Origin of the sequence: Cryobacterium sp. TMT4-31, from assembly GCF_004403385.1 — a bacterium.
Classification (GTDB): Bacteria; Actinomycetota; Actinomycetes; order Actinomycetales; family Microbacteriaceae; genus Cryobacterium; species Cryobacterium zongtaii.
Genome location: NZ_SOGI01000067.1, coordinates 1 through 26164 on the forward strand (window position 1 = coordinate 1; position 26164 = coordinate 26164).

Genomic DNA, 26164 nt, shown 5'->3' on the forward strand with positions numbered 1-26164 from the left:
AGCGCGGCGGTGCCGTCGGCGACCTGCCCGGTTCCGGTGGCCAGGGCGTCGGCTCCGGTCGCGACCTGGCCCGCGCCGGCGGCGAGGCCGCCCGCTCCCGTGCTGAGCTGCGCGGCCCCGGCGGCCAGGCTGTCGGACCCGGTGGCGACCTTGCCCGTGCCGTCGGCGATCTGGGCGGCACCGTCGGCGAGCTGCCCGGTGCCGTTGGCGAGGGTGCCGGCTCCCGTGGCCAGCTGGCCGGTGCCGTCTGCGAGCCGGCCCGCCCCGTCGGCGAGGCTGCTGCCGCCGTCTACGGCGGTCGACGCGCCATCCGTCAGCTGGGTGGCGCCATCGGCGGCGTCGACCAGGCTCGAGCGGATGTCGGACAGGCCGATGAGCAGGGTGTCGGCGGCCTGCTCGTTGACCCGTTCGACGATGGCATCCCGAATGGTCTGGGCGGCCTGGCTGCCGATCGTGGAGGCGAGGTAGCTGTTGGTGTCGTTGGTGGTGAGGGTGATCGTGGCCTGGTGCGGGGTATCGGATGAGGACGAGGCGATCGAGCTGGAGAAGTCGGCGGGAATCGTGACGCTGAAGTCGTAGGTGGCGTCGGCCACACCGGCCTTCGCGGTCGCCGCGGTCACGGTGTGCCAGTCGAAGGTGCCGTCCTCGATGAGCTGCTCGGCGACGTCGGTGCCGTAATTGGTGGCGGCGCCGTCCAGCTCCGAGCCGGTGTCGGACACGACGAGGGCCACGGGCACCCGGTCCAGGCCCGCGTACGGGTCCTGGTTTGCCCAGAGGTAGAGGCCGCCGTAGAGCACGGGCACCAGCATCAGCGCGACGAGTGCCACGCGGGACATGGTCGTGGCGGTCAGGCGCGCCAGTTCGGCGCGGATCATGGCGAAGATCTTCACAGTTCGTCGGCTCCAGCGGTGGTGAGGGATGAGCGCACGAGTCCGGCGGGCAGTTCCCCGGCCGGCTCGAGGTTGGTCAGTTCCAGGTCGGCGATCGCGTGCGCGGAGGCGTCACCGGCGATCACGAGCACCGCATACCCCCGCGCGGCCAGGCCGCCCGCGACGTCCCACCAGCCCAACGGGTCGCCGCCGTGGCGGTCGGGCGAGGTGAGAACGAGGCCCAGAACGCCGTCGCGAAGCACCGCCAGCTCGGTAAGCAGGCGGATGCGGTCGTCGGGCGCGAGGTCGCCCATGTCAGAGCGTGCCTGGTCGGCGAGGTCGAGCTCGGTGAGCACCCGCGTGACCGTGCGTCGGCGGCCGAGTCGGCCGGCGAACATGAGCTCTTCGGCTACAACCTCGTCAACCTTCAGGTCCGCGGCCGGCTCCGAGACCCCGAGGGCGTCGACGAGGGCGATCTGGCGGCGCAGTCCCGCATAGTCGGTGTGGCCGTCCAGGGTGACGGTTCCGGCATCCGGCCGCATCCGCCCCGAAGCGATCAAGCCCAGAACAGTGGGGCGGCGTTCGGTCTCGGCGCGAGCAAATGTGACGGCGCCGCTGGCGAATTCCAGGGTCGTTTCCGGAAGGGCCGAGTTCTTCGGTCCTTTGGTGACGGCAGTGAGGTTAACGCGCATGCGAGCGCCTCCAGGGGGAGAGGGGCCCGACCAACGCCGGACCGAATTCTGGGGGAAAAGGGGCATCGCGGCGCTGGGACAGGGTCACACTCTAATTCACCCACCCCGACTTGGGCTGACTAGTCAGTGTGAGTTCGAAAGCTCTCAGAGAACACCCGAGCCAGGGGTGCGCTTGCATCCGTCGAAAGAGCGGATCTATACTGACTAGTCGGTACAAAGATGCCGACGAGAGAGGAACGACGTGCAGGCGACACTGGTAGCGGATGAACTGAGCGTGAGTCACAAGCGGGGCGTGGTCTTCGGGCCGCTGAGCTTCAGCGCCGACGACGGCCTCACCGTGATCTGCGGTCCGGCCGGCAGCGGCCGCACGAGCCTGCTCCTCACCCTGGCCGGGCGGATGAAGCCCAGCTCCGGCAGCCTGTTCGTGCTCGGGGAGGACCTGCCCCGCCACGCCAGGCGGATCCAGCGCCGCACGGGCGTGTCGGGGTTCCACGGCATCGACACCCTCGAGGAGTCGGTCAGCGTGGCCGCGGCCATCCGAGAACGCCACGCGTGGCTCGCCCCGTGGTGGTCCTTCATCCGCGCGGTCGACGATGCCGAGGTCGCCCGCGTCTGCGGTCCCGTCTTCGGTGACATCCCCGTGCCCGCCGCCAGCACCATGATCTGGGACCTCGACGAGGTGGAGATGGTGCTGCTGCGCGCGTCGCTGGCCATGATGAGCCGCCCCGACGTGCTGTTCTTCGACCAGGTCGAGCAGGTGCATTCCGCCGAGGCCCGCCGCCAGCTCTGGTACCGGCTCGGTGCGATCGTGCAGGCCGGCACCCCCGTGATCGCCTCGGCGATCGCACCGGACTTTGAAATGTGGGCGGAACTGGGCATCGACCCGACCGTCCTGTACATGAACCAGGAGATTCGCTAGATGTTCGCCTTCCTCTCTACGGGAACGGAGCTGCGCCGCTTCGGCAAGGGCACTCTGCCCAAGATCGCACTCGTCGTGCTGATGTTCATCCCCCTGATTTATGGCGCCCTGTACCTGTGGGCCTTCTGGGCGCCCGACAAGGAGCTCAGCCACCTGCCGGTCGCCCTGGTCAACACCGACACCGGCGCCAGCCGCGACGGTGAGGAGTTCAGTGCCGGCGACGACCTCGTCGACAAGCTCATCGACGGCAACGACCTGGGCTGGGTCGAAACCAGTGCCGCGGATGCCGCCACCGGCGTCATCGACGGCGACTTCTACTTCTCGGTCACCATCCCCGCCGACTTCTCCACCGACGCGATCTCCGCCGGCACCGACACCCCCACCGCGGCCGAGGTGCAGGTCGCCTACAACGACAGCAACAGCTTCCTCGCCTCAACCCTGGGCAAGCAGGCCATGGTGCAGCTGCGCGACGCCGTGTCGGTGAACATCGGCGACCAAACCGTCAGCGCGATGCTCGTGGCCGTGAACGAAGCCGGCGACGGCATCCGCAGCGCGGCAGACGGCGCCGGCACCCTCGCCGACGGCCTCACGACGGCCGAAACCGGCACCGGCACCCTCGTCGACGGGTTGGGCGACCTCTCCGCCGGCGCTGTGGAGCTCGACGACGGCGCCGCGCAGGTGGCCGACGGCTCCTCCACGTTGGCCACCGGGCTCGGCACGCTGTCCACCGGAGCGGCGACCCTGTCCGACTCCTCGGTGAAACTCGCCGACGGTGCCACCGCGGTCGCCGACGGATCCCAGAAGGTGTCCGACGGCTTCGCCAAGGCCGCCACCGGGGCAGTCACCCTCTCCGACTCCTCCGACCAGCTCGCCGCCGGGGCCACCTCGATTGCCACCGGTGCCGGGCAGCTCGCCACCGGGACGACCACGCTCTCCGATGGTCTGAAGAATCTCGAGGCGGCCATCGCTGCGGCCCCGGCCGGCACACCGGCCTCCGCCTTCCTGCCCTCGGTGACCAAGCTCGCCGGCGGCGCCGACACCCTCAACACCCAGACGGAGGGTGCCGCGACCCAGATCTCGGCCTACGCGACCTCCAGCGGGCAGTTCGCGGCCGGTCTCGGCCAGCTCTCCGACGCCCTCACCGGTGGTGCCCCCGGCGCCGCCCAGGTCGCATCCGGAGCCTCGGACGTCGCCGCCGGCGCCGGCGCCCTCTCGGCCGGGGCCGGCAAGCTCGCCACCGGCGCGGCGACCGCGGCCACCGGATCGGCGACCCTCGCCGACGGCGCTGACAGCCTGGCCGCCGGAACCGGCACCCTCGTCGACGGCAGCACCAAGCTGGTCGACGGCGGGACCGAATTGCAGTCCGGCACCGTGCAACTCGCCGATGGCGGCCACACCCTCGCCGATGCCCTTGCGACCGGCGCGGCAGCCGCGCCGGACGACAGTGACGCGCAGATCGCCACGAAGGCCTCGGTGATCGCGAACCCGGTCGACCTCAAGCAGACCTGGGAGAACGCCTCCGACAGCTTCGGAGAGGGGTTCGCGCCCTTCTTCCTCGCCCTGGCCACCTTCGTCGGTGCGCTGATCACCTGGCTGATCCTGCGGGCGCTGCCCACCCGGGCGCTGGCCAGCGCCGCCTCCGGGCTGCGCGCCACGATGACCGGGTTTCTGCCGGCCATGGCGATCGGCCTCAGCCAGGTCGTGATCATGGTCCTGGTGCTGGTCTACGGCATCGGGCTCACCCCGGCGCACTGGCTGGGCATGTCGGTCTTCATCTACCTCACCACTCTGGCGTTCCTGGCGCTGCAACAGATGTTCATCATCCTGTTGGGCACCGCGGCCGGCCGCGTGGTCAGCCTGGTGCTGCTCATGCTGCAACTGAGCTCGTCGGGCGGAACCTACCCGGTGGAGACCACGCCGGAGTTCTTCCAGATCCTGCACCCGTGGATGCCCGCCTCGTACGTGGTCACCGGGCTCCGGCAGCTCATCACCGGAGGAATCGACTCTAGACTGTGGCTCTCCGTGCTTGTGCTCGTGGGCATCCTGGTCGGCTCGATCGCCGTCAGCGCCTGGAGCGCGTCCCGGCAGCGGATGTGGACGATCACCCGGCTGCACCCCGAGATGACCATCTAGCCCTGAGCCCGCACCGAGTGCACTGAGAGGACCGGCCCATGCCCCGCGCGATCGGAACCAAACGAGCGATCCTGGATGCCGCGCTGGAGCTGGCCGCCACCCGCGGGATCACCGGCACCACGATGGATGACGTCGCGGAGCGCGCCGGGGTGGCCAAGGGCAGCCTGTATTACAACTTCAGCTCGAAGGACAACCTCTTCGAGGCGCTGTTGCAGGAGGGGGTCGGCGCGCTCGCCGATTCCCTCCGCGTGGCGCGCACCGGCCTGCACGGCCGGGCCGCGCTGGAAGCGTTGATCACGGTGCTGCTCGACCGGATCGAGGCCAACGCGGGCCTGGCCAAGCTGATGGCGGCCGAGATCTTCCGCACCGACCGGGCCTGGCAGAAGACCCTGTTCGCCCTGCGGCACGACGCCCTCGCGGTCTTCGCCGAGGCGATCGCCGAGACCAAGCCGGCCACCGCGGCGGCCGGCACCAGCGGGCTGATGGCGTCCAGCGTGTTCGGTGCCGTGCTCATGGCCGGCCTGGAATGGCTGGTTTTCGAGCCCGACCGGCACCGCGACGAGGTCTCCGCGGCCATCCTCGAGTCCCTCTCCGGCGGCCTGCTCGCCTGAGCCCCCTGTCGCGAACTGTGACCTGAGCCCCAGAATCGGGCGAATGTGGTGCTTAAGTCGCAGCTCGCGGGGCTGAATCGCGGGTCGCGGTAGTATCGAGTGTGACCGGCGCAAATCTGATCGACCAGCCCGAGACCCTCCTACCCGCGGAACCGGAGGTGACCGAAGCGCTCAGCCGAACCGCAACGCAGGATATTGCGACCGTGGTGGCGGCGCATCCGAAGTCATCGCTGGCCTGGTCGGCGCTTGCCGACTACACGCACAGCCAGGGTCGCCTGCTCGAGGCCTACGCCTATGCCCGGGTGGGCTACCACCGGGGCCTCGACGCCCTCCGTAAGGCCGGCTGGCGTGGCCAGGGCCCGATCCCGTGGGCGCACGAACCCAACCGGGGCGTGCTCCGCGCGCTGTTCGCCCTCCGCCGTGCCGCGGCCGAGATCGGCGAGACCGACGAGTTCGAGCGTCTCACCGCGTTCCTTACGGGCGCGGACCCCACCGTCATCACCCGGTTGCGCTCGCAGCACACCGAGACCCAGATGTTCCCGGCGATTCAGCCCGCCGTTTCGCCCGGCGACGACCCGGCCCCGCCGACCGCCGCCTTTGTTATTCGAGGAGACAACTAACCCATGCCAGCAATTGTTCTGATCGGCGCCCAGTGGGGCGACGAAGGTAAGGGTAAGGCCACCGACCTCCTCGGCAGCCGTGTCGACTACGTCGTCAAGTTCAACGGCGGCAACAACGCCGGCCACACCGTGGTCGTGGGTAACGAGAAGTATGCGCTACACCTGCTGCCCTCGGGCATCCTCACCCCCGGCGTGACCCCGGTGATCGCCAATGGCGTCGTCGTCGACATCGAGGTTCTCTTCGAGGAACTCGACGCGCTCAGCTCCCGCGGCGTGGACGTGTCGAAGCTGCGCGTGAGCGCCAACGCGCACGTCATCACGCAGTACCACCGCACCATGGACAAGGTCACCGAGCGGTTCCTGGGCAAGCGCCAGATCGGCACCACCGGCCGCGGCATCGGCCCGACCTACGCCGACAAGATCAACCGGGTCGGCATCCGCATCCAGGACCTGTTCGACGAGAACATCCTGCGCCAGAAGGTCGAGGGCGCCCTCGGCCAGAAGAACCACATGCTGGTCAAGGTCTACAACCGCCGCGCCATCACGGTCGACGAGATCGTCGACGACCTGCTCAGCTACGCCGAACGCCTGCGCCCCATGGTCGCCGACACCGCGCTGCTGCTGCACCAGGCGCTCACCGAGGGCAAGACCGTTCTGTTCGAGGGCGGCCAGGCCACGATGCTGGATGTCGACCACGGCACCTACCCGTTCGTCACCTCATCGAATGCCACCTCCGGCGGCGCGGTGACCGGTTCCGGCATCGGCCCGAACCGGATCGACCGCATCATCGCGGTCGTCAAGGCGTACACGACCCGGGTCGGCGCCGGTCCGTTCCCCACCGAGCTGTTCGACGAGTCCGGCGAGTTCCTTCGCGCCAAGGGCTTCGAGTTCGGCACCACCACCGGCCGCCCGCGCCGGTGCGGCTGGTACGACGCCCCGATCGCCCGCTACACAGCACGCATCAACGGTGTCACCGACTTCGTTCTCACCAAGCTCGACGTGCTCACGGGCCTGGAGACCATCCCGGTCTGCGTCGCCTACGAGGTCGACGGGGTGCGCTTCGACGAGGTGCCCGTGTCGCAGTCCGACTTCCACCACGCGAAGCCGGTCTACGAGGAGTACCCCGGTTGGACCGAGGACATCACCATGGTGCGTCACTTCGAGGACCTGCCCAAGAACGCCCAGGACTACGTGCTCGCCCTCGAAGCAATGAGCGGCGCCCGCATCTCCGCGATCGGCGTGGGCCCCGACCGCGAGGCCATCCTCACCCGTCACGACCTCATCGACTAACCCGCACCGCACGCGAACCGTGAGCACGGCCCCGACCCCGAGTTTTTGGGGCTCAGCTCACGGTTCGGCGAAGGGAGAACCCACGTGACCGCGTTTCCACCCCAGGCGAGGCTGCTGACGGGGCGCTTCGTGTGCCTGGAACCGCTCAGCCGGGCACACCTGCCCGAGCTGCATCGCGCCATCGCGCATCCGGCCGTCTTCGCCGGTGGTTACGGCGGCGGTCCGCACGGCCTACCCGCCGACCTCGATGATTTCGTGGCCTTCGCCCTCAATTACTACCAGTGGGATGCCCACCCCTACGCCGTTCGCGTCGTCTCCGGCCCACACGCCGGCAACCTGGTGGGCACCTCGACGCTGGGCGACATCGACCTGCCCAACGAGGCACTGCACCTGGGCTGGACCGCATACGCCCCGCAGGTCTGGGGCACCGCGGTGAACCCGGAGACCAAGCTGCTGATGCTCGGTGCCGCCTTCGACAGCGGCTTCGGCCGGGTCAAGATCCAGGCCGACGTGCTCAACTCGCGCTCCCGGGCCGCGATCCTGGGCATCGGCGCCCAGTTCGAGGGCATCAACCGGCGGGTGCAGCGCCGGGCGGACGGGTCCTGGCGGGATACCGCCGTGTACTCGGTTCTCGCCGACGAGTGGCCTGTCGTGCAGGCCGGGCTGCACAAACGACTCGACGTTTTCGGCGGCAAAGTCGTGGAGTACCGCGACCCGCGGGCACCCCGCCGTCGGGTCACACCCAGCTGATTTCGGTCATCCGCCCGCGATTTTCGGACATCACCGTCGGCGCGGGTCACGGTGCCCGCCGGGCACCGCGCCCGTGGGCTAGGGTCAGCGGGTGACTGATATTTCCAGCCCCAACAACCCCAGGGTGGCCCTGCAATTCCTCGGGATGGGGGTGGTCTGGGGCGCCAGCTTCCTGTTTATGAAGGTGGCACTCGACGGCGTGAGCTTCGGCCAGGTCGCCTGGTCACGCCTGGTCTTCGGGGGGCTCACGCTGGGCCTCATCGTGCTGGCCACCCGCCCGCGTCTGAACAATGGTCCGGTGCTGCCCCGGGAGGGCGTCGTCTGGCTGCATTTCCTGGTGATCGCGCTCACCGGATGCGTCGTGCCGCACCTGCTGTTCGCCTGGGCCGAGCAGTACGTGTCGTCGAGCCTGGCCAGCATCTACAACGCCGTCACGCCCATCATGACCGCGGTGATGGTCACCGCCGTGTTCAGGGTGGAGAAACTCGCCCGCGACCAGGTGATCGGCGTGCTGATCGGCATCATGGGTGTGGTCGTGATCATCGCGCCATGGCAGTATTCGGAGCTGACCGGTGACCTGTGGGGCCAACTCGCCTGCCTGGGCGCGGCGCTCTGCTACGGCTTCACCTTCGGGTACACCCGCAAGCACCTCAGCGGCCGGCCCATCGCGGGCACCACCTTCGCCTTCCTGAACATCGGCCTGGCCGGCGTCGTGATGCTCGTGCTCACGCCCGTGCTCGCCTGGCAGCCGGTGTCCCTGACCATGCCGATCGTGCTCAGCCTGCTCACCCTCGGGGTGCTCGGCACCGGATTCGCGTACATCTGGCACATCAACGTCCTGCGGGCCTGGGGGCCGACGACCACCTCCACGGTGACCTACGTCACCCCGGTGGTCGGTGTGCTGCTCGGGGTGCTGGTGTTGGCCGAAACGTTCTCCTGGCACGAACCGGCCGGGGCCGTGCTTGTGCTGCTCGGCATCCTGCTGACCCAGAAACGGCTGCGGCTGCCGCTGGCGGTGCCTCGAACCGCTTCGTGAGCGGCGCCGCCCGGCGCGGGCATCCGGGCCGGTGCAATATCGTAAGGACATGGCTGTAAACGAGGAATTGCCCGCTGACGCGGGGCAGGACGCGATCAACGAGTTGCAGAGCATCCGCCAGAGCATCGACAACATCGATGCCGCGCTCATTCACCTGCTCGCCGAGCGGTTCAAGTTCACCCAGAGCGTGGGAAGGTTGAAGGCCGAGCACGGTCTGCCCCCGGCCGACCCGGCCCGGGAGTTCTTGCAGATCCAGCGCCTGCGCGGCCTGGCCGAGGACGCCAGACTGGACCCGGCGTTCGCCGAGAAGTTCCTCAATTTCATCATCGCCGAGGTCATCCACCACCACGAGAAGATCGCCGGCGACTCGTCCGGGGGCGCCAGGGCCGCGGGCGCAGCCGCGTCTCGCCCCGCCGACCCGGCCCACCCCGCCACCTCAGCGTGAGCTGGAACCCGCGCGCGCTGCCCGACCAGTCCGGGCGCACCTTCGTGGTCACGGGCGCCAACGCGGGCCTCGGCTACTTCACGAGCGAGCAGCTGGCCGGCGCCGGCGCCCACGTGGTGCTCGCCTGCCGCAACCCGGCCAAGGCCGCGGCCGCCATCGCCGCGATCCGCGGACGGGTGCCGGGAGCCTCCGTCTCCGCTCTCACCCTCGACGTGGCCGATCTCGGCTCGGTGCACGGCGCCGCCGACCGGATACTCGAATTCCCGCGGCTGGACGGCCTCATCCTCAACGCCGGCATCGTGCACCCGCCGCAGGACCGCTCCGTGAGCCTGGACGGTGCCGAACTGGTGCTCGCCACCAATTACACCGGGCACTTCCTGCTCACCAGCCTCGCGCTGCCCGCCCTGCAGCGCACCCCCGGCAGCCGGGTGGTGTCGCTCGGCTCGATGATCTCCCGGCTGATGGACTCGTCGCTGGATGACCTGCAGCTGGAGGTCACCTACAACGGCTGGAAGGCCTACGCGCAGTCCAAGATCGCCATGCAGGTGTTCGGCTTCCAGCTCGACCGTCGCCTGCGCGCTGCCGGCCAGGGCGGCCTCGACGGCGTGCAGAGCCTGGTGTCGCACCCCGGTTACTCGATCTCTGGACTCACCCCCGGCATCCGCGGGGTCAACGAGGTCAGCCGGGCCAAACGCTTCGCCGACACCCTGCAGGGCTTCATCGGCGCCCAGAGCAAAGACGCCGGCGCCTGGCCCACGGTGCGCGCGGCGATCGACCCGGATGCCCGCGGTGGCCAGTACTACGGCCCGCGGTTCCTCACCCGGGGTGCGCCGGCCCTGCAGCACCCCACCCGCACCTCACTCGACCGTGGCATCGCCGAGCGCCTGTTCACCCGAACCGAGGCCCTCGTCGACCAGCCCTTCGCCCTGCCCGCACAACTCGGGCCGCTCTAGCCCTGCTATCTCGCGAGAGCGGCCGCGTGGCTACCTCAGCGGGCTGAGGCAGCCACCTTCCCGCTTTCGCGACCCTTGAGTTTCCGAGAAACGACCACGGGGCCGCTTTCGTGCCTCAGGGGCGCCAGCCTGCGGCTTCCAGAGCCGTGGTGATCTTCCGCAGGGCGGGTGAGGGCGACATCCTCAGGTGCGATTTGTTGACGCGGATGACGCGCCAGCCGGCCTCCATGATCGCGTCAAGACGGTCCACGTCCCAGTGATATTGCTCCTCGTCCGAGCGGTGCTGCTCGCCGTCATACTCCACCAGGACCCGGTACCCGCGAAAGACCAGATCTCCGGTCGCGATCTTGCGGCCGAGCCTGTCGAAAATCTCACCGTTGACCTCCGGTTCGGGTAGCCCGGCCCGCACGATCATCAGCCTGGTCGCTGTCTCCTTGGCTGAGTCCGTGCGGGGACGCACCGACTCGAACGCTTCACGCAGCCTTTTCGCACCCCGTTGCCCGGTGTAGCGCAACACGCCAATGCGCAGCTCAGCCATGGTTGCCAGCGGCCGCTTGCGTCTCACCAGCGCATCTCCCACCTCAATCAGGGTGTCCAACGCCAACAGGGTGGACAGCTGACACCAGGTGTCGACCGGAGCCGTCACCGGCACTCCGCTTACGACGACGACCCGAACACGGTCGCGCTGCACGTGGTGCCCCACCACCCCGCGGCCGCCGTGCCGCAACCCGGCGATGTGTGTCGACACGTGCACGCGTGGGTCGCGGGCAAGGCGCGGTGGCAGCGGCAAGCCGTGGATCAGTGCCGCACTGGAATGGCTGAAAAACTGCTCACTGCTGAGATGGGGCAGGTATGCGCGGACATGGGCGAGCGGGTCAGTCGGGTCCAGGGGCGGGGAGCGGATCCCGTAGTACGGCGTGGCCAGGTCGTCACCACGCATCCGCGCCCGCGTGACGCCTTCGGCCAACCCTTCTTGATGGCTGAATGCACGACCTCGTAGAGCCGTAGGTACCTCGGTGCGCCGCTTCATCCCCAGAGGATGCACCTAGGCTCCCTCGCCGCGCCGAACTTATCCCCAGCCCGCGCCCGGCATCCCGCGAGAGCGGTCGTGTGGCTGCTTCATCCCTGTGAGGCAGCCCTTTCGCCGCTCTCGCGGGAGGTGGGGGTAGGGGTGCTTTCGCGAGAGCGGTCGGGTGGCTGCTTCATCCCTGTGAGGCAGCCGTTTCGCCGCTTTCGCGGGATGCCGGACGCGGGCCGCCGCGTGCTCGGGGCATGCGGGCCTGGAATGCTGCGTTCTGCCGGGCGGGGCATTGCCCAGGCACCGCTCCGGGGGCAGGATGCCACCGTGCGGGGGTTCGTCGAACCTGTGGTCCGCCACGGGCGGTGCAACGGGACGGACGGGCATGGGCGATCGGATTGCGATCATCGGCGGCGGAATCGTAGGGGTCGCTATCGCGCGGGCACTCGTATTACGCGGATTCGGCGACGTCACCGTGTTCGAGAAGGAAGACCGGCTTGCCGCGCACCAGACCGGGCGCAACTCGGGGGTGGTGCACGCCGGTCTCTACTATCAGCCGGGCACGCTCAAGGCGCGGTTGTGCGCCGCGGGCCGGATCAGCATCCGCGACTACTGTGCCGAGAAGAACCTGCCCTACCGGGAGGTGGGCAAGCTCGTCGTCGCGGTCGACGAGTCCGAGCTGGCCGCCCTGGCCGACATCGAGCGCCGGTCACTGGCCAACGGGGTGCCCGACCTGGCCCGCCTCGACGGGCTCGACCGCCTCCGTGAGATCGAACCATCCGTCGCGGGCATCGCCGCGGTGCACTCGCCGCACACCGCGGCAGTGGACTACGGCGCGATCACCGAGGCGATGGCCGAGGATGTCCGCAGCCACGGCGGCACCATCCTGACCGGCCACGAGGTCGTGGCGTTGCACATCGAAGGCCAGACCGTGCGGGTGCGCACGCGCGACTCCGAGTATCTCGTTGACCGAGTGATCGCCTGCGCCGGGCTGCAGTCCGACGTGGTGGCGCACCTGGTCGGCGCGGACCCGTCGCCGAAGATCCTGCCGTTCCGCGGTGAGTACTGGGCGCTGGCTGCCGCCCGCACCGACCTGGTGCGCGGCATGATCTACCCGGTGCCCGACCCTCGATTCCCGTTCCTCGGCGTGCACTTCACTCGCGGTGTCTACGATGACGTGCACGTGGGGCCCAACGCGGTGCCGGCGCTCGCCCGTGAGGGCTACACCTGGCTGACCATCTCACCGAAAGACACCTGGGACTCGCTGCGCTGGCCGGGGGCCGGCACTCTCGCGAAACAGCACTGGCGGATGGGACTGGACGAGATCAGCGGCTCCCTGCTGAAACCGTTGTACTACCGCAAGGCCCGCCGGTTCATCCCCGAACTCAGGATGAACGACCTCACGAGCAAGACCGCCGCCGGGGTGCGCGCCCAGGCCTGGGGCCGGGACGGCGCCCTTCTGGACGATTTCGCGGTCGACCAGGTCGGCCCGGTCACCCTGCTGCGGAACGCCCCGTCACCGGCCGCGACGTCGTCGATGGCGATCGCCGATCACCTGATCGAACACTACGTTTTCGCCCGCACGACCGACTAGCCGACGGGGCGGGGCACCCTCGCCGGCGCTCGCTGCCCCTCTGCTGGCGCTACCCGCCACGGACGGGGCGGCAAAGACCTGCCTACTCGCTGAGGTTGTCGCTGAGGATCTCGAGCACGGCCGAGCGAGTCACCCGGGCGCGGTCGCCCAGGCGGGCCGCCACCACCTCCACCAGCGCTTCGATCAGGATCACATGCGGCACCCGCGACGTGTGCTCGAGTTCGTGCCGGAAGGTACCCCGGGCCGGCGCCACAACCAGGGCGACGTCGGCCAGGCTGACCAGCGGCGAGGTGGCGAACGATGTGATGATCAGCACCGTCGCTCCGGTCTGCCGGGCCGCACGCGCGGCCTTGAGGCTCGCCTCGCTCGCACCGCTGCCGCTGATGATCAGCACCGCATCGGCCCCGGTCAACTGCCGGGCAGCGATCTGCTGCCCGATCGGGTCGGCCACGAACTCGGTGGGCCGGCCGATCGCGGTGAGCCGCATGCCCACGTCCAGCGCCAGCGGTGAGGACAGCCCGCTGGCCAGCGCCAGCAACCGTCCCGCCCCCACGATGGTGCTCACGGCCCGCTCCACAGCATCCTCACCGAGCACACTCGCGATGCGCGGCAGCGTCGCGGCCAGCGCGTCGATATCCGCGCGGATGGCGCCCAGCGCGGATTCGCCGTAGTCCCGCTCGCTCACCAGCGTCTGCGCGAGCTCCCGGGTGAGGGCCACCCGCAGCTGGGCGAAACCGCGGTAGCCCAGCTTCTGGCAGGTGCGGATGACGCTCGACCGAGCCACCCCGGCCCGGTCGGAGAGGTCCTGCGCGGTCATCTCCACCACGCCCTCGGCGTCGGAGAGGATCAACCCGACCACGCTGAGCTCGCTGGGCTGCAGGGAATTTTGCACGGTGGCGATGCGGGTCGTCACAGTGGCGTCGTCGTTACCGGTCCAGCTCACGAACGGATGCTCCTTCGGTTATGCGCCGGCGCAGGGCGCCGGACACGGCATCGATGCTCATCGTCACGACAACCACCACGAGGAGCAGCATCCCCACCGTCGACCACTCGCGATACTGAGTGTACGAGGTGAGCATGTCGCCGATGCCGCCGACACCGATCAGGCCGAGTATTGCGGATGCGCGCACGTTGATCTCGAATCGGTACAACCCGAACGAGATGAAGTCGGGCATCGCCTGAGGCCAGACGCCCCAACGGATCACCTCCGGGGTCGACCCGCCCGCCGCGCGCACGGCCTCGAGGGGCCCGGGGTCGACACTCTCGATGGCCTCGTACCCCCACTTGCCCAGCGTGCCGACGCTGTTCACGGCCAGCGCGAGCGCCCCGGTAAGCGGTGTCAGGCCGGTCACCGACAGGATGGCGATGGCGATGATGATCTCCGGCACCGCCCGGATGACCGAGAACAAGAGGCGCAACGCGCCACGGGCCGGTGCGGGGGCGAAACCGCGCGCGGCGAGAAAGCTCAGCGGCAGCGAAATCACCAGGCCGATGACCGTGCCCACCCAGGCCATCTGCACGGAGCGCCAGGTCTGCAGCAGCGCCTCGCCGATTTTGTCCCAGTTCGGATTGGCGAACATCAGCCAGAGATAGCGCACGATCTCGCCGGGCATGCTGCCCAGCCTGGCCCAGTTGATGTCGACCGACCAGAACGCGACGATCACGATGACCGTCACCACGACGGCGGCGGTCAGCCGGCCCCGCGAGCTGGGCTTGGCCGGCAACACGAGGGCGCGGGTGGCGGGCGGGGAGGAGATGAGAGCGGTCATACCAGCCTCCGTCGGATAGCGGCGCTGACCGAGTCGATGACGACGACCACCACGAGGATCTCGAGGATGATCAGCGACAGCTGGTCATAGCGGTAGAAGGTGCGCACGGCGTCGATGAGCAGGCCGAGCCCGCCCGCGCCCACGAGGCCGAGCACTGTCGAGGCGCGCACGTTGAGTTCGAGCACATACAGGGTTTGGTTCACGAACGCGGGCCAGGCATCCGTCAGCGCGATGGCGCGGTTGATCTGCAGCTGGCTGCCGCCGGCGGCGCGGCCGGCTTCGAGCGGTCCGGCGTCGTTCACCTCGATCGACTCCGACACCATTTTCACGATGATGCCCACGTTGAACAGCACCAGCGAGATAATGCCGGGCAGCGCGCCCACTCCCACCATCGCCACCAGCACGGATGCGTAGAGCAGGTCAGGAATCGACCGCACCGCGTTGAGCACGGTCTTGACCACACCGCGGGTGTACCGGTTCGGATTAGTCAGCCGCGCCGCCCAGAGGCTGAGCGGCAGCGAGACGACGGCCCCCACGAAGGTGGCGATCACGGCCATCTGCAGGGTCTCCATCAGGGGTGGAATGGTGCGCGGGAAGAACGTCCAGTCCGGTCGCAGCAGGGCGAGCACCTTGTCGGCGCCGTTCTGCCAGTTGCGCACTATCGCGTCGAAGCTGAACGCGATGCCCCACTGCGGACTCAGCGTGACTGCCGTGATGAGCAGCACCACGGCCAGGCTCAGCCAGGGTTTCCACCGTCCGCGCGGCTTCGGCGGTAGAACCAACGGTGCCAGGGCGCTCATCAGCCGAGCACATCCTCGTGTTGGATCGACCGGCCGTAGATGGTCTCGAACACGGCGTCGGAGGCGGTGGCGGCCGGGCCGTCGTAGACGACCTCGCCCGCGCGCAGCCCGATCAGCCGGGTGCCGTAGGTGCGGGCCAGGTCCAGCAGGTGCAGGTTGGTGAGCACCGTGATGCCCAGGTCCTGGTTGATCCGGCGCAGGTCCCGCATCACGCCGTGCGCGGTGGGCGGGTCCAGGCTGGCGACGGGTTCGTCGGCGAGCACCAGCTTGGGCTGTTGGGCCAGGGCGCGGGCGATGGCCACCCGCTGCTGCTGACCGCCCGAGAGCGTGGACGCGCGGTCATATGCCTTCGCGAGAATACCGACGCTGTTCAGCGCCTCGTAGGCGATCTGCTTGTCGTCTGCCCGGTAGAGGCCGAGCAGGGTGCGCCAGGTGGGTGTGTGGGCGAGCCGGCCCACGAGCACGTTGTTCAGCACGCTCGCGCGCCGGGCCAGGTTGAAGCCCTGGAAAATCATGCCTATCTCGCCGCGCAGCTGCCGTAGTTCCCGGCCGCGGGCGGTCTCCAGGTGGCGTCCGCCTACCTCGAGGGTGCCGGAGCTGATCGGCACGAGCCCGTTGATGGTGCGGATCAGGCTGCTCTTACCGGAGCCTGACAGTCCCACCACGGAGACCATCTCGCCGGCTTCGATGTTGAGGGACACGTCCTTCAGCGCGACGACCCCGTTGGGGTAGCGCACGTTGACGTCCCGCATCCGGATCGACCACGGCGCGGCGGCCGGGGTGTGCACCCCGGCCGCCGCGCTTTCGTGAAGGTCAGTCATCGGCTACTGCAGTCCCAGCTTCGTGGCCGCGTCGGCGACGACGGTGAGCGTCGACGGGTCGGCGGGCGCGAGCTTGGTGATGGAGTAGATCGAGGTAAGAACGGCGGAACCCTCTTCGGTGCTGGAGTAGTCGGCCAGGGCGGTGGTGATCTTCTCCTGCAGCTCGGGGGAGAGGCTCTCGGTGAGGGCCACGCCGTCGTTGGGGATCTCGTCGGTCAGTGCGAACACGACGACCTTCTCGCCCACGTCGGGCTTGTCCTTGGCCACGATGGTGCGGGCATCCCAGAAGCTGAAGCCCACTTCGGCGTCACCGTTGTAGACGGCGAGCACGGATGCGTCGTTGGTGGTCACCGGGATCTGCTCGATGTCGGCGTCGGTGTCCAGGCCCGCGTTCTTCAGTGCGAGGACCGGGTAGATGTAGCCGGCGGGCGAGCCCGGGCCGAGCAGGGCCACCTTGGCACCGGTGACCTTCTTGATGGAGTCCAGGCCGGCCGGGCCGGCGAGGGCGTCTGCGCCGTTGCAGAACAGCATGCCGTCGCGCTCCACCGGGGTGTCGTCGCAGTACTTGTCGGGGTTGTTGGTCATGAACTGCGCCGGGTAGGTGATGTTGCCGTTACGTTCGGTCTGCAACACCACGGATGCGCCGTACATGTCGCTGGCCTGCCAGAGCTGCAGGGACGGCAGGAAGCCGATCTGAGCCTGGTCGGCGCCCATCGCCTCGACGGCGGCCTGGTAGTCCTTGGAGACGACGCCGGTGACGGGGATGCCGAGGGCCTCGGTGAGCATGTCGGTGAGGGGCTTGGCGGTGTCGACGAGCCCGGCCTGGTCCTGCGAGGGCACCAGGGCCAGGGTGAGCGAGGCGGGGTCGGCGGCCGGGGCGGGCGTGCTGTCCGCGGCCGAGTCGCTGGTGGCGCAGCCGGTGAGGGCGACGGCGGCGAAGGATGCCGCGGCGATGAAGGAGAGTGCTTTCTTGGGGATCACTGGTCAGCCTTTTCTGTGGTGAGAACGGTGGAGGGAAGGGTGCTGGAAGTGGAGTCGAGCCAGCCGCGCAGAGCCGGGTAAAGCTCGTGCAGGTGTTCGGCCCGGTAGGTGGGGGTGGCGGGGGAGGGCCGGTGGGCGCCGACGAGGGCGGTGGTCGCTCCGCGACGATAGGCAGGCGCGAGGTCGTTCTCCCAGACGTCGCCGATGCTGGCGAGGTTGGTCGAGCTCGCTCCGACGGGCAGCCTGGTGAGCAGGCTGTCCAGCAGCGGGTCGAATCCGGCGGGCTTGCCCACGTCGGTGTGCACGACGTCGAACGCCCCGGTCAGACCGAGCGCGGCGAGGGCTTCGTCGATGCGGATGGCGGGGGCGTTGGTCGCGAGCACCAGGTAGGCAGCCGGGCGCGCCTCGGCGAGGAAATCCGCCAGGCCGGCCGGCGCGGTGACCGGAGCGGCGTTGGTGGCGAGCTGGTGCCTGCTGGCCAGGTACGCAGCGCTGCGGGCGCTCGCGCTAACGTCGTAATGCGCGGCCAGGAGGCGCACCAGGTCATACCCGTCGATCGGCTGCCCGTCCGGGCAGGTTGTCGCCGAGGGGGTGGCGGAGATGTTGTCTTCGAAGCGACCCAGGAAGTCGACGGCCTGTGCGGTGGGCAGCCCGCCGGCGATGAATCGTGCGTAGGAACGAATCGGTCCGTGCCCGAGGGAGACAGTCCCATCGAAGTCGAAGACCAACACCCGTTCGCGAAAAGCCACGTTTTACTCAATCCTGTTCCAGCGCCCCGGTGGACGCATGGTTCATGTTAGGAGTGTCGTATGGACCAAATGACCGCGCCAGGTGAACACCATGTAAACCTTCGGTCCCGGCCGGTTGGCGAGCTGTGCCTACGATGGGCAGATGATGTTCGAGCAGATCGCCCGCGATGCCGAGACCGGCCGTTTCGACGACTGGGCGCTGTCCACGGTGATCGACGAAAACGTCCAGTCCCCCGTGATCTCTAAGGCCGAGTTCCTCAGGCTGCATGCTGCGGCAGGGCTTGCAGCGACCTGGCCGATCGGCAACGCCGGCCTGTTACACGTCTACGGGTACCTCCTATCGACCGTGGTGACACCGTTCGGCCTCAAGGGCGACCGTTGGCGCAACGGAGAGCTGGCCGGCCATTTCAGTCTGGCGCCCACGGCATTCCTGCTCGACGCGGCGGATGCGGGAGGCCAGACGGTACTCGAGCGGGTGACGGATGCGGCGCTGCCGCACCTGGCGAACCCTGCGGGCTCCCGCGGCGACGTTCTGGTCATCGACGACGAGGTTCCCGGTGAGGCGACGTTCTTCCGCACGACCGTGGTGAGCGCACCCGGCCAGCCCGGCGCGGCCCTGATTTACGGCGTGAGTGAGGGCGACCGGATGCGCGTGGTCACGGCTTTCCCGCTGGCCCACCCGACCCCGGCGTCGCTGGACGCCCTCGCGGCGGAGCCGCCGCGGATGCGCTACAACGCCGCCCTGACCGCGCTTCCCCCGCTCACCCCGCTGCGCCGCCGTCCCTGAGGCGCGCACGGCCCCGCGCTCGCGGTCGCGGCTGCGCGCGAGAGCGGCCGATCGGTCGCCTCAGCGGTGCCGAAGCAACCCTTACCCCGCTTTCGCGGATGTTGCTCCCCGCGAGAGCGGCCGATCGGTTGCTTCAACTCGCCGAGGCGGCCACACGCCCGCTTTCGTGGAGCTTGCCGCTCGCGAGAGGCGCAGCGGTTACGCGAACGCGTTCGGCAGGGTGCTGCGGTGACGGGACTGCAGCTCGGTCAGCGGCACCGTGAAGTAGTCCTGAATCTCCAGGACCGGGGCGGTGGCATCCGTCACGCCGATGCGCAGCACCGGGTAGTCACGGCCCTCGCAGAGACCCATGAACTTCACGTCGTCCTCACGCGGGACCGAGACCAGTACGCGGCCGGTCGACTCCGAGAACAGGGCCACGGATGCGTCGACGCCGTCGCGCTCGAGGATGTCGCCGAGCCAGACCCGCGCGCCGACACCGAAGCGGAGCACGGCCTCGGCGAGGGCCTGCGCGAGGCCACCCGTCGAAAGGTCGTGCGCGCTGTCGATGAGGGCCTCGATCGACGCGGCGTGCAGCAGGCCGGCGAGGTCGGCTTCACGGCCGAGGTCCACCACCGGCGGCCTGCCGCCGAGGTGGTCGTGCACCACTGCACTCCACGCGGAGCCGTCGAGCTCCTCGCGGGTGATGCCGAGCAGGTAGATGTTGTGTCCGTCGTCCTGCCAGCCGCTGGGCACCCGGCGGGCCACGTCGTCGATCACGCCGAGCACGGCCACGACCGGGGTCGGGTGGATCGGCTGGTCGCCGGTCTGGTTGTAGAACGAGACGTTGCCGCCGGTGACCGGGATCTCCAGCTCGAGGCAGCCATCCGCGAGGCCCTCAACGGCCTGGGAGAACTGCCACATGACCTCGGGGTTCTCCGGCGAGCCGAAGTTGAGGCAGTCGCTGATGCCCACCGGCACCGCGCCGGTGACGGCCACGTTGCGGTACGCCTCGGCCAGGGCCAGCTGCGCGCCGCGGTACGGGTCGAGCTGGCAGTAACGGCCGTTGGCGTCGGTGGAGATGACGAAGCCGAGGCCGGACTCTTCGTCGATGCGGATCATGCCGGCGTCGTCGGGGAAGGACAGGGCGGTGTTGCCCATCACGTACCGGTCGTACTGGTCGGTGATCCAGCTCGGGTCGGCCAGGTTAGGCGAGCCGAGCAGCGCGAGGAACTGCTCCTGCAGTGTCGCGGCATCCGTCGCCCGCGGCAGCGCAGAGGCGGAGTCGGCCTGCAGGGCGTCGATCCAGGTGGGGTAGGCCACCGGGCGGTCGTAGACCGGGCCGTCGACGGCGACGGTGCGCGGGTCGACGTTGACGATCTCTTCACCGTGGAAGTCGATGATCAGGCGGCCGGAGTCGGTGACCTCGCCGAGCACGCTGGTCTCCACGTCCCACTTCTCGACCACGGCGAGGAAGCCGGCGAGCTTCTCCGGCGTGACGACGGCCATCATGCGTTCCTGGCTCTCGCTCATCAGGATCTCTTCGGCCGTGAGCGAAGGGTCGCGCAGCAGCACCTTCTCCAGCTGGATGTACATGCCGCCGTCGCCGTTGGAGGCCAGCTCGCTGGTGGCGCAGGAGATTCCCGCGGCGCCCAGGTCCTGGATGCCCTCGACGAGCTTCTCGCGGTAGAGCTCGAGGCAGCACTCGATGAGCACCTTCTCGGCGAACGGGTCGCCCACCTGCACGGCGGGGCGCTTGGTCGGGCCGCCCTCGCTGAAGGTGTCCGAGGCCAGAATGGAGGCGCCGCCGATGCCATCGCCGCCGGTGCGGGCTCCGAAGAGCACCACCTTGTTGCCGGCGCCCGAGGCGTTGGCCAGGTGCAGGTCCTCGTGGCGCAGCACGCCAACGGAGAGCGCGTTGACCAGCGGGTTGCCCTGATAGACCTTGTCGAACCAGGTCTCGCCGCCGATGTTGGGCAGGCCCAGGCAGTTGCCGTAGAAGCTGATGCCGGAGACCACACCGTGCACGACACGGGCGGTGTCGGGGTCGTTGATGTCGCCGAAGCGGAGCGCGTCCATCACGGCGACCGGGCGGGCGCCCATCGAGATGATGTCGCGCACGATGCCGCCGACGCCGGTCGCGGCGCCCTGGAACGGCTCGATGTAGGACGGGTGGTTGTGTGACTCGATCTTGAAGGTGACCGCCCAGCCCTCGCCGACGTCGAGAACGCCGGCGTTCTCGCCCATGCCCACCATCAGGTTCTTCTTCATGGCGGGGGAGACCTTGTCGCCGAACTGGCGCAGGTACTTCTTCGAGCTCTTGTATGAACAGTGCTCGCTCCACATGACGGAGTACATGGCGAGCTCACCCGACGTCGGGCGGCGGCCCAGGATGGTACGGATCTCGGCGTATTCGCCGGGCGTCAGCCCGAGGGCAGCGTACGGCTGCTCCTTCTCCGGAGTGTTGATCGCGTTGGTCACGGTGTCAGCGACGCCGCGGGAGGATGTATTGGAAACAGCGGTCACGAGTGGCGTTCTCCCAGAGATAGCGGATGCTTGACCCGCTTAGTCTACCGGGCGGGGTGTGCTTCGATCCGGATCCGAGCCCGCTCGAGCCTGGCTGCCGGCCCCGCGCGATCCGGGCCCGGCAGCCCGCGCCCGCGGTTGCGGACAACGCGCGCTACCCTCGAGCCATGACATTCGCGAATGTAGGCACGCTTGAGACAGTTCCCGGCAAGCGCGACGAGCTCGTCGCGCATCTCGTGCGCCGAAACGACAGCCTGGCTGTGGCCGGGTGCCTCTCCTACGAGGTCGGCGTAAACGACGACGAACCGAACTCAGTGTTCGTCGTGGAGCTCTGGGAGAACGCGGCAGCACACCGGGCGTCACTGGCTCTGCCCGAGGTGCAAGCCTCGATCGGCGCAGCCCGCCCGCTGCTCACAGGCACGTTCGGCGGCTTCCGCTTCGACGTCGTCGGGTCGCCGCTGCGCGACTGACGTCAGCGCCGGCCGGCGAGGGGGAGCGCGGTTAGGCGCCGCCGCCGGGCGGGCCCATCACGAGCAGGGTGGTGAACACGGCCACCAGGCCCACCACGAGCACGGATGCGAGCAGCACCGGTCGCGCCAGCCCCAACCGCAGCAGTCGGCTCACCAGGGTGTGGTCGCGGGGGTCGTCCGTGGCCTCCCGGCGCCAGGTGCCGTCGAGCAGGTCGCGGCGCTCGAGCCAGCGGTCGAACGGGATCGTCGCGTACGGCACCACGGCGGTGGCCACGGCGAGCAACATCAGCCGGGGCCGCCAGCGCTGGTTCACGCCCACGAGCACGGCCGTGATCCCGTAGGCCAGGAACACCAGTCCGTGCACGAAGCCGCCCACCCGCACGGCGCCGTCACCGAAGTCGCCGGGGGTGAAGACGTACTTGAGCAGCATCGCGGTGATCAGGATGGTCCAGGTGATCGCCTCGGCGATGGACAGGATGCGGTAGAGCAGGCGGGGTGACACGGGGTGGGACTCCGTAAGACAGAGGTGGACAGGTAGGGTCCCAGCCTGTCATCTTCGTCTGAGCGGAGCATCCGTCGAAGGTTTGACCCTTGGTCAGACCACTGTGTCAGCATGAGGAGATGACGTACCTTCCCGCAGACACCCGTTACGACTCCATGCCCTACCGCCGCACCGGGCAGAGCGGCCTCAAGCTGCCCGCAATCTCGCTGGGCCTGTGGCAGAACTTCGGCGATGGCGCCCCGGTTGAGACGCAACGCGCCATCCTGCGCCGCGCCTTCGACCTCGGCATCACCCACTTCGACCTGGCCAACAACTACGGCCCGCCCTACGGCAGCGCCGAGACGAACTTCGGTCGCATCTTCGCCGAGGACTTCTCCGCCCACCGCGACGAGACCGTCATCTCCACCAAGGCCGGCTACGACATGTGGCCCGGACCATACGGTGACTTCGGCTCGCGCAAGTACCTGCTGTCCAGCCTCGATGCGTCGCTGAACCGGATGGGCCTGGACTACGTCGACATCTTCTACTCCCACCGCGCCGACCCGGACACCCCGCTCGAGGAGACCATGGGCGCGCTGCACACGGCCGTCACGAGCGGCCGGGCGCTGTACGCCGGCATCTCCTCGTACTCGCCCGAGCGCACCCGGCAGGCCGCCGAGATCCTCGCCGACCTCGGCACGCCGCTGCTGATCCACCAGCCGTCCTACTCGATGTTCAACCGCTGGGTCGAAGACGGCCTGCTCGACACCCTCGACGACCTCGGCGTCGGCTGCATCGCCTTCTCCCCGCTGGCCCAGGGGCTGCTCACCGACCGTTACCTGAACGGGGTGCCGGAGGGCTCCCGCGCGTCGCAGGCCGGTTCGATGAGCCGCGACATGGTGAACGATGCCACGGTGGGGCGTATCCGTGCCCTGACCGAGATCGCGGATGCGCGTGGCCAGTCGCTCGCGCAGCTCGCGCTGTCGTGGGTACTCAGGCGCCAGACCGTCACCTCGGCCCTCGTGGGGGCCTCCTCGGTCACGCAGCTGGAGACCAACGTCGCGGCGATCGACAACCTCGTCTTCACCGACGAGGAGATCGCCGCGATCGACGCACATGCCGTGGACCTGGGCATCAACCTCTGGGAGCCGTCCAGCGCCGTCTAGTCAGCGCCGTCTACTCCACCGAGTTGCCCCTTAACGGACGAATTGCCCCGGCGCACCGGGGCAACTCGTCCGAAACAGGGCAACTCGGCCCCGAGAAAACTACGCGTTGACCAGCGAACGCTCGATCACCGAGGTGAAGAACGCGAGCCCGTCCACGCCGCTGCGCATCGCGGCAGCGGTGTCGGGGCCGAAGCCGGGCTCCACGGCATGCTCGGGGTGCGGCATCAGGCCAACGACGTTGCCGCGGGCATTGCTGATGCCGGCGATCTCGTTGAGCGAGCCGTTCGGGTTCACGTCGAGGTAGCGGGCGATCACGCGGCCCTCGCCCTCGAGGCGGGCCAGGGTGTCGGCGGAGGCGATGAAGCCGCCCTCGCCGTTCTTCAGCGGGATGGTGATCTCCTGGTCGGCGGTGAAGCCGTTGGTCCAGGCGGTGTCGGTGTTCTCGATGCGCAGGCGCTGGTCGCGGCAGATGAACGCGCCGGCCTCATTGCGGATCAGCCCGCCCTCGAGCAGGTGCGCCTCGGTGAGCATCTGGAAGCCGTTGCAGATGCCGAGCACGGGCATCCCCTTGTTCGCGGCGTCGATGACCTCGGCCATGATCGGCGACAGGCTGGCGATCGCACCGCAGCGCAGGTAGTCGCCGTAGCTGAACCCACCGGGCAGCACGAGGGCGTCCACGCCGTGCAGGTCGTGCTCGCCGTGCCACAGGGCCACCGGCGTCGCGCCGGCCAGGCGGATGGCGCGCTGGGCGTCGCGGTCGTCGAGCGAGCCCGGGAAGGTGACGACGCCGATGCGCATCAGTGCGTTTCCCCGGCGGCGACCTCGAGCACGAAGATGCTGGTGACGTCCTCGATCACGGAGTTGGACAGCACGGTGTCGGCGAGTTCCTGCACCTCGGCGAGCAGCGCGGCGTCCGCGGGGCCCTCCACGGTGAGTTCGAACCGCTTGCCGACGCGCACGCCGGTGAACTCGGTCTTGCCGAGGCGGCGGAGGGCGCCGGCGACGGCCTTGCCCTGGGGATCGAGCAGTTCTGCCTTGGGCATAACTTCTACGACGATGGTTGGCATGGCTCACTCCGTAAAACGTCGGGGGCGGATGCGTCGATTCTACAGGCCCGAAGGGGAGCCGAGTCCGGCCTGGCCGAGCAGGATACCGCGCAGCACGTCACGCACGGCCGCGACGCCGTCATAGGTCTCCACGAAGCTGGTGCTCAGCGGCGACAGCCCGATCCGCAGGCCCTCCGGCGCGCGGAAGTCCGGGATCACGTCGTGCTCCCAAAGGATCCGAGTGACCTGGCGCATGGCGGGATGGTCCACGGTGATGTGGCCGCCGCGGTGGGTGTGCTCGCGTGGGGACGCCACGGTGACGCCCATCGGCACCAGCCAGGCATCCACCAGGTCCAGCGCGAACTCGGTCAGTGCCACCGACTTGGCGCGCACCTCGTCGATGCCCACCTCGTCGATCATGGCGATGGTGTCCTGCATGGCGAGCATGCCCACGATCGCGGGCGTGCCGCTCATGAAGCGGCGGATGCCTGCGGCCGGCACGTACTCCGGCCCCATCGCGAACACGTCGGCGGCGCCCATCCAGCCCTGGATCGGCTGGGTCAGGTCCGGTTGCAGCTCGGCACGCACATAGCCGAACGCGGGGGCGCCGGGTCCGCCGTTGAGGTACTTGTAGCTGCAGCCCACGGCCAGGTCGACGCCGTCGAGGTCGAGATTCACCGGCACGGAGCCGGCCGAGTGGCAGAGGTCCCAGAGCACCAGGGCGCCGGCCTCGTGCACGGCGGCGGTGATCGCGGGCACGTCGGCGAGGTAGCCGGAGCGGTAGGCCACGTGGCTGAGCACCACGAGCGCGGTCTGCGGGCTCACCACGGCGCGCACCTGGTCCACGGTGACCCCGCCGGTGCTGCTCGACTCGATCCAGCGCAGGGTGAGGCCGCGCTCCGCGGCGATGCCGGCGAGCACGTACCGGTCGGTGGGGAAGTTGTCGGTGTCGAGCACGATCTCGCTGCGCTGCGGCAGCGAGTCGACGGCGGCCCGGGCGAGCTTGTAGAGGGTCACGGTGGTGGAGTCGCCGATGTACACCTGGCCGGGGCCGGCGCCGAGGGCGGCCGTGCCGAGCGCGTCGCCGATGGTCAGCGGCAGTGCCATCCACTCGTCGTCCCAGCCGCGGATCAGCCGGGTTCCCCAGGCGGTGCCGAGGAACTCGGTGATGCGCGCCACGCTGGCGATGGTGGGGCGGCCCAGGGAATTGCCGTCGAGGTAGACGATCGACGGGGCGTCGGGGCCGGCCGCGGCGGTGTCGTCCAGGCCCACGAACCGGCGGCGGTAGTGGCCGAGCCCGTCGATGCGGTCCATCCGCCGGGCGAACGCGAGGTGGGCGTCGAGGCCCTCGGCGACGGTGCTGTCGTGCTGGGTCATGTTCTGAGGTCCTCGAGGTCGGGCCGGGGGAGCGCGCGGGCGGCGATGCGGCGGGGTGACTTCGGCCGGTTCCCGCGACTAACGGTAACCCGCGAGGTCGGCATCGTGGGGGCGACCGGCGGTGTCATACCGACCGGGGTGTTCAGCGGCCCACGATTCCGAGTCTGTAGGCGAGGATCACGGCCTCGACCCGATCGCGGAGGCCCTGCTTGAACAACACCCGCCCCACGTGCGCCTTGACCGTCGATTCGTCGATCCCATCGACGGTGGTTCGTTCGCCCT

27 protein-coding genes are annotated in these 26164 nt (G+C 69.2%); 13 read left to right on the plus strand and 14 right to left on the minus strand.

What is annotated here, in order from left to right; all coding sequences use genetic code 11:
• Both E3T19_RS16225 and E3T19_RS16230 read right to left on the minus strand, forming a co-directional pair.
• Positions 1-890, minus strand: an 890-nt coding sequence (locus E3T19_RS16225) for a YhgE/Pip family protein (RefSeq protein ID WP_166788911.1), incomplete at its 3' end; no start/stop codon positions are given.
• On the minus strand, positions 887-1561 hold the full coding sequence (locus E3T19_RS16230; RefSeq protein WP_134409356.1) for a hypothetical protein: 675 nt from the start codon (positions 1559-1561) through the stop codon (positions 887-889). The genes E3T19_RS16230 and E3T19_RS16225, both read right to left, overlap by 4 nt.
• Before the next feature lie 241 nt (positions 1562-1802).
• Between E3T19_RS16230 and E3T19_RS16235 the strand changes: the two genes are divergently transcribed.
• The 9 genes from E3T19_RS16235 (at position 1803) to E3T19_RS16275 (ending at position 10318) form a co-directional block, all read left to right on the plus strand.
• Positions 1803-2480: an ATP-binding cassette domain-containing protein gene (locus tag E3T19_RS16235; RefSeq protein ID WP_088457407.1), complete on the plus strand. Its 678-nt coding sequence runs from the start codon at positions 1803-1805 to the stop codon at positions 2478-2480.
• A complete protein-coding gene (locus E3T19_RS16240; protein ID WP_134409357.1) occupies positions 2481-4613 on the plus strand; it encodes a YhgE/Pip family protein in 2133 nt (710 codons plus the stop codon).
• A 38-nt stretch (positions 4614-4651) separates the two neighbouring features.
• A complete protein-coding gene (locus E3T19_RS16245) occupies positions 4652-5224 on the plus strand; it encodes a TetR/AcrR family transcriptional regulator (protein WP_134409358.1) in 573 nt (190 codons plus the stop codon).
• A 101-nt stretch (positions 5225-5325) separates the two neighbouring features.
• Positions 5326-5844 carry a DUF3151 domain-containing protein gene (locus tag E3T19_RS16250; protein WP_088457404.1) on the plus strand — a complete coding sequence of 173 codons (519 nt, stop codon included), beginning with the start codon at positions 5326-5328 and terminating at the stop codon, positions 5842-5844.
• Positions 5845-5847: 3 nt separating this feature from the next.
• Complete coding sequence (locus E3T19_RS16255) at positions 5848-7134, plus strand: adenylosuccinate synthase (protein ID WP_088457403.1); 1287 nt, start codon at positions 5848-5850, stop codon at positions 7132-7134.
• 84 nt (positions 7135-7218) lie between these two features.
• Entirely contained in the window at positions 7219-7884 is a 666-nt protein-coding gene (locus E3T19_RS16260; RefSeq protein WP_088457402.1) for a GNAT family N-acetyltransferase, read from the plus strand.
• A gap of 91 nt (positions 7885-7975) precedes the next feature.
• Positions 7976-8920, plus strand: a complete 945-nt coding sequence (locus tag E3T19_RS16265; protein WP_370028191.1) for a DMT family transporter — start codon at positions 7976-7978, stop codon at positions 8918-8920.
• A 49-nt stretch (positions 8921-8969) separates the two neighbouring features.
• Positions 8970-9365: a chorismate mutase gene (locus tag E3T19_RS16270; protein WP_134409359.1), complete on the plus strand. Its 396-nt coding sequence runs from the start codon at positions 8970-8972 to the stop codon at positions 9363-9365.
• Entirely contained in the window at positions 9362-10318 is a 957-nt protein-coding gene (locus tag E3T19_RS16275; protein ID WP_134409360.1) for an SDR family NAD(P)-dependent oxidoreductase, read from the plus strand. Before E3T19_RS16270 ends, E3T19_RS16275 begins: the two co-directional genes overlap by 4 nt.
• Positions 10319-10433: 115 nt before the next feature.
• Here the strand turns inward: E3T19_RS16275 and E3T19_RS16280 are convergent, their stop codons facing one another.
• Positions 10434-11348: an endonuclease domain-containing protein gene (locus tag E3T19_RS16280; protein ID WP_134409361.1), complete on the minus strand. Its 915-nt coding sequence runs from the start codon at positions 11346-11348 to the stop codon at positions 10434-10436.
• Positions 11349-11721: 373 nt separating this feature from the next.
• Between E3T19_RS16280 and lhgO the strand changes: the two genes are divergently transcribed.
• Positions 11722-12930 (plus strand): L-2-hydroxyglutarate oxidase, encoded by a 1209-nt coding sequence (lhgO, locus tag E3T19_RS16285; RefSeq protein ID WP_134409362.1) that lies wholly within the window; start codon positions 11722-11724, stop codon positions 12928-12930.
• An 82-nt stretch (positions 12931-13012) separates the two neighbouring features.
• Here lhgO and E3T19_RS16290 read toward each other — a convergent pair whose 3' ends face one another.
• The 6 genes from E3T19_RS16290 to E3T19_RS16315 are packed head-to-tail and all read right to left on the minus strand — an operon-like array spanning position 13013 to position 18050.
• Positions 13013-13873, minus strand: a complete 861-nt coding sequence (locus E3T19_RS16290; RefSeq protein WP_088457397.1) for a MurR/RpiR family transcriptional regulator — start codon at positions 13871-13873, stop codon at positions 13013-13015.
• Positions 13857-14699 carry a phosphonate ABC transporter, permease protein PhnE gene (phnE, locus tag E3T19_RS16295; protein WP_134409363.1) on the minus strand — a complete coding sequence of 281 codons (843 nt, stop codon included), beginning with the start codon at positions 14697-14699 and terminating at the stop codon, positions 13857-13859. The genes E3T19_RS16290 and phnE (E3T19_RS16295) overlap by 17 nt, the downstream gene beginning before the upstream one ends.
• Positions 14696-15499 carry a phosphonate ABC transporter, permease protein PhnE gene (phnE, locus tag E3T19_RS16300; protein WP_134409364.1) on the minus strand — a complete coding sequence of 268 codons (804 nt, stop codon included), beginning with the start codon at positions 15497-15499 and terminating at the stop codon, positions 14696-14698. Before phnE (E3T19_RS16300) ends, phnE (E3T19_RS16295) begins: the two co-directional genes overlap by 4 nt.
• On the minus strand, positions 15499-16320 hold the full coding sequence (phnC, locus tag E3T19_RS16305; RefSeq protein WP_103478567.1) for a phosphonate ABC transporter ATP-binding protein: 822 nt from the start codon (positions 16318-16320) through the stop codon (positions 15499-15501). The genes phnE (E3T19_RS16300) and phnC overlap by 1 nt, the downstream gene beginning before the upstream one ends.
• 3 nt (positions 16321-16323) lie before the next feature.
• Complete coding sequence (gene phnD, locus E3T19_RS16310) at positions 16324-17298, minus strand: phosphate/phosphite/phosphonate ABC transporter substrate-binding protein (protein ID WP_103459405.1); 975 nt, start codon at positions 17296-17298, stop codon at positions 16324-16326.
• Positions 17298-18050 (minus strand): HAD family hydrolase, encoded by a 753-nt coding sequence (locus tag E3T19_RS16315; protein ID WP_174776725.1) that lies wholly within the window; start codon positions 18048-18050, stop codon positions 17298-17300. Before E3T19_RS16315 ends, phnD begins: the two co-directional genes overlap by 1 nt.
• A 142-nt stretch (positions 18051-18192) precedes the next feature.
• Here E3T19_RS16315 and E3T19_RS16320 point away from each other — a divergent pair, with 142 nt between their 5' ends.
• The gene (locus tag E3T19_RS16320) at positions 18193-18837 is read left to right on the plus strand and encodes an amino acid deaminase (protein ID WP_134409365.1); all 645 of its coding nucleotides are present in this window, start codon (positions 18193-18195) and stop codon (positions 18835-18837) included.
• 198 nt (positions 18838-19035) lie between these two features.
• On the opposite strand, the gene purL is transcribed toward E3T19_RS16320, so the two are convergent.
• Positions 19036-21342, minus strand: coding sequence for a phosphoribosylformylglycinamidine synthase subunit PurL (purL, locus tag E3T19_RS16325; protein WP_088457391.1), 2307 nt, complete (start codon positions 21340-21342; stop codon positions 19036-19038).
• A gap of 167 nt (positions 21343-21509) precedes the next feature.
• Here purL and E3T19_RS16330 point away from each other — a divergent pair, with 167 nt between their 5' ends.
• On the plus strand, positions 21510-21812 hold the full coding sequence (locus E3T19_RS16330) for a putative quinol monooxygenase (RefSeq protein ID WP_088457390.1): 303 nt from the start codon (positions 21510-21512) through the stop codon (positions 21810-21812).
• A 31-nt stretch (positions 21813-21843) separates the two neighbouring features.
• Here the strand turns inward: E3T19_RS16330 and E3T19_RS16335 are convergent, their stop codons facing one another.
• Positions 21844-22314 (minus strand): DUF3817 domain-containing protein, encoded by a 471-nt coding sequence (locus tag E3T19_RS16335; RefSeq protein ID WP_088457389.1) that lies wholly within the window; start codon positions 22312-22314, stop codon positions 21844-21846.
• 119 nt (positions 22315-22433) lie between these two features.
• Between E3T19_RS16335 and mgrA the strand changes: the two genes are divergently transcribed.
• Positions 22434-23459: an L-glyceraldehyde 3-phosphate reductase gene (gene mgrA, locus E3T19_RS16340; protein ID WP_088457388.1), complete on the plus strand. Its 1026-nt coding sequence runs from the start codon at positions 22434-22436 to the stop codon at positions 23457-23459.
• Between the two features lie 99 nt (positions 23460-23558).
• Here the strand turns inward: mgrA and purQ are convergent, their stop codons facing one another.
• The 3 genes from purQ to E3T19_RS16355 are packed head-to-tail and all read right to left on the minus strand — an operon-like array spanning position 23559 to position 25882.
• Positions 23559-24257, minus strand: coding sequence for a phosphoribosylformylglycinamidine synthase subunit PurQ (purQ, locus tag E3T19_RS16345; RefSeq protein ID WP_088457386.1), 699 nt, complete (start codon positions 24255-24257; stop codon positions 23559-23561).
• Positions 24257-24526 carry a phosphoribosylformylglycinamidine synthase subunit PurS gene (gene purS / locus E3T19_RS16350; protein ID WP_088457385.1) on the minus strand — a complete coding sequence of 90 codons (270 nt, stop codon included), beginning with the start codon at positions 24524-24526 and terminating at the stop codon, positions 24257-24259. The genes purQ and purS overlap by 1 nt, the downstream gene beginning before the upstream one ends.
• 39 nt (positions 24527-24565) lie before the next feature.
• The gene (locus tag E3T19_RS16355; protein ID WP_134409366.1) at positions 24566-25882 is read right to left on the minus strand and encodes a kynureninase; all 1317 of its coding nucleotides are present in this window, start codon (positions 25880-25882) and stop codon (positions 24566-24568) included.
• Between the last annotated feature and the right edge of the window lie 282 nt (positions 25883-26164).

Excerpts from the sequence above, each read along its gene's own strand:
- mgrA (WP_088457388.1), top strand. The coding sequence starts at position 22,434 with ATGACGTACCTTCCCGCAGACACCCGTTACGACTCCATGCCCTACCGC.
- phnE (WP_134409363.1), bottom strand. The coding sequence starts at position 14,699 with ATGACCGCTCTCATCTCCTCCCCGCCCGCCACCCGCGCCCTCGTGTTG.
- E3T19_RS16240 (WP_134409357.1), top strand. The coding sequence starts at position 2,481 with ATGTTCGCCTTCCTCTCTACGGGAACGGAGCTGCGCCGCTTCGGCAAG.
- E3T19_RS16330 (WP_088457390.1), top strand. The coding sequence starts at position 21,510 with ATGACATTCGCGAATGTAGGCACGCTTGAGACAGTTCCCGGCAAGCGC.
- lhgO (WP_134409362.1), top strand. The coding sequence starts at position 11,722 with ATGGGCGATCGGATTGCGATCATCGGCGGCGGAATCGTAGGGGTCGCT.
- E3T19_RS16320 (WP_134409365.1), top strand. The coding sequence starts at position 18,193 with ATGATGTTCGAGCAGATCGCCCGCGATGCCGAGACCGGCCGTTTCGAC.
- purQ (WP_088457386.1), bottom strand. The coding sequence starts at position 24,257 with ATGCGCATCGGCGTCGTCACCTTCCCGGGCTCGCTCGACGACCGCGAC.
- E3T19_RS16355 (WP_134409366.1), bottom strand. The coding sequence starts at position 25,882 with ATGACCCAGCACGACAGCACCGTCGCCGAGGGCCTCGACGCCCACCTC.
- purS (WP_088457385.1), bottom strand. The coding sequence starts at position 24,526 with ATGCCAACCATCGTCGTAGAAGTTATGCCCAAGGCAGAACTGCTCGAT.
- phnC (WP_103478567.1), bottom strand. The coding sequence starts at position 16,320 with ATGACTGACCTTCACGAAAGCGCGGCGGCCGGGGTGCACACCCCGGCC.
- E3T19_RS16255 (WP_088457403.1), top strand. The coding sequence starts at position 5,848 with ATGCCAGCAATTGTTCTGATCGGCGCCCAGTGGGGCGACGAAGGTAAG.
- E3T19_RS16270 (WP_134409359.1), top strand. The coding sequence starts at position 8,970 with ATGGCTGTAAACGAGGAATTGCCCGCTGACGCGGGGCAGGACGCGATC.
- E3T19_RS16230 (WP_134409356.1), bottom strand. The coding sequence starts at position 1,561 with ATGCGCGTTAACCTCACTGCCGTCACCAAAGGACCGAAGAACTCGGCC.
- E3T19_RS16280 (WP_134409361.1), bottom strand. The coding sequence starts at position 11,348 with ATGAAGCGGCGCACCGAGGTACCTACGGCTCTACGAGGTCGTGCATTC.
- E3T19_RS16245 (WP_134409358.1), top strand. The coding sequence starts at position 4,652 with ATGCCCCGCGCGATCGGAACCAAACGAGCGATCCTGGATGCCGCGCTG.
- phnE (WP_134409364.1), bottom strand. The coding sequence starts at position 15,499 with ATGAGCGCCCTGGCACCGTTGGTTCTACCGCCGAAGCCGCGCGGACGG.